The organism is Myxosarcina sp. GI1(2024), from assembly GCF_053543375.1.
This window is the reverse complement of the sequence record NZ_JBKGTY010000006.1, coordinates 266,682-268,824: the sequence shown is the minus strand read 5'-3', so window position 1 is coordinate 268,824 and position 2,143 is coordinate 266,682. Positions and strand designations below refer to the sequence as shown.

Below are 2,143 nucleotides of genomic sequence, written 5' to 3'. Positions count from 1 at the left end.
AGCAAAGGTATTCTATCTTATTTTGTCTGTTTAAATTGTTTAAGTACCGTTAAGAGTATCTAAGTATCATGAGATCGATAAGTACTCGCCTGAGCTGGTTTTGTGAAATGGTGTTTTTTTTTCGCTGGTTTCGGTGCGTTGATGAATCCAGCACTATATTTGCTAATCGGAACTTCTTTTTTATTGATGGGATTAGTATTACTACCACCAACCAGCAGATTGACCAACCAGTTGTTTAATTGGCAAATTAATGGCGGAACTAAAACGGCAGTAATTTTAATTGGTTTTATTCTAATTTATCTGTTCGTACCTCAGGTAGAAACTCAACCTTCTCCATATTCTAAGAAGCGCGCTTATCGAGAAAAATTGGCAACTGAAAGATTGTTTCCCCCCAGAATTGGGGTGCTAGGGGTGCAAAATAAAAAGATATACTATCAAAAAAAATAGCTTCTAAGATGTCCTCTGAGATCGGATCTCGATCTATTAAAGATGATGAAGATGAATGCTCAGTAGTTATACTCAAGCTATAGGAAAATAGAGAGTAAAAGTACTTCCTTTTCCTAACTGAGAGCGAACGGCGATCTTACCTCCCATTCCTTCTACCAGAGTTTTGACAATCGATAATCCCAATCCAGTACCACCAGAACGATTGCGAGCCTCATCAACTCGATAAAAACGCTCGAAAATGCGCCCTTGCTGCTGCAGAGAAATTCCAATACCGCGATCGCGAACCTGAATCATACCAACCTTACCGTGACGTTCTACGACAAGAGTTACAGCTTGTCCTGGTTCGGAATACTTGACTGCGTTATCGATCAGATTGAGCAAAACTTGCTTGAGACGGTGAAGATCGGCAATAACTATAATTTTTTCGGTAGGCAACTCAATTTCTATTGGTCTTTGAAACGGTTCTGCCATCGCCATAACTTCTCGGAGCGTGTCGTTTAAGACGACACGATCTAACTGAAAGCGCATTCTGCCACTATCGACTCTAGCCAAATCCAGTAAATCTTGTAGTAATCTAATAGTGCGATCGGCTTCCGAGGCAGCAGTAGTCAATGCTTCGAGCTGCATTTCCGAAAGATTGCTACCGCGACGTAACAGGCTTTGAATATAGCCCGAAATAATCGTTAGAGGAGTACGTAGTTCGTGAGAAACGTTGCTAAGTAATTCTCTTTGATGTTCCCAGGCTTCTGATAGTCTAATTAGCATATTATCGAAGGTTTCCGCCAATTCTTTAACTTCACTAGGAGCTTTCTCTAAGTGAATCTGAGACTCATTGAGTTTATCGGCAGAAATAGTCGAACTGAGTTGACTAATCTTTTTTAAAGGCTGAATCGCACGGTGAACGTAAATTGCGATCGCTATTGTCATTAAAGAAATGGCAACTAATGTAGCAATGCTCAAACTGCGAATCAAATTTAAAAACCTAACTCGATCGCTGGTGATATTCTGAGCGATATACAACTCACCTAAATTGATATCTTCAACTATTAAAGGTGTAGCACATAACAACCAGTAACCTCCGTTTAAATCTTCTACTTTGGGAGTCGGAGGAAAATTATTGAGAGATAAAAAGGTTTTTTTTAATGCTTCTGTTTCTACAGCCTTAGATTTAGCCGTTATTCGCTCGCCATCCTTAATCCATAAAACCCTATTTTCTGTAGAATAGTTATCGATCGCTCTTTGTACCCCTTCTCTTATGGGCATCATTTCGCTATAAATTTCTACCTCTGTGGGCAAACGTTTAGCAATAAATTTGATGTTATCTTTGTGACTGGAAACTAGAATTTGCTGCATTCTCATGCTCGTCCAAACAGCCAAACCGCCCAACCCAATTGCAGATACTATGGCAATTCCAGCGGTCAATCTGACTCTTAGAGAATTAGGATCGCCAATTTTTTTCCACTCCTGAAAATTTTGCTTCAATTGATTAATTTGCTCGGATATCATATCGTTTCTAGAAAAAGCCCGCATTCGATTGCCGATTGCTTTGAGGCGATTGACTTATTTTCTCTAGTTTGACCGAACATTATTAAAACTTTCTGATAAATTTCTGGGAATTGAGAAAATATGAATTTATACTAAACGTCTGATGTGAATTAAATATTAGCAAGGGTTAATAGCTTGGAAAGTTTGAACA

2 protein-coding genes are annotated in these 2,143 nt (G+C 39.0%); one reads left to right on the top strand and one right to left on the bottom strand.

The features are described 5' to 3' along the window. Positions 1-102 precede the first annotated feature (102 nt). Positions 103-447 (top strand): hypothetical protein, encoded by a 345-nt coding sequence (locus ACLFKQ_RS21530; RefSeq protein WP_449001778.1) that lies wholly within the window; start codon positions 103-105, stop codon positions 445-447. 72 nt (positions 448-519) lie between these two features. Here ACLFKQ_RS21530 and ACLFKQ_RS21525 read toward each other — a convergent pair whose 3' ends face one another. Next, positions 520-1,929 carry a sensor histidine kinase gene (locus ACLFKQ_RS21525; RefSeq protein ID WP_449001777.1) on the bottom strand — a complete coding sequence of 470 codons (1,410 nt, stop codon included), beginning with the start codon at positions 1,927-1,929 and terminating at the stop codon, positions 520-522. Positions 1,930-2,143: the final 214 nt, after the last annotated feature.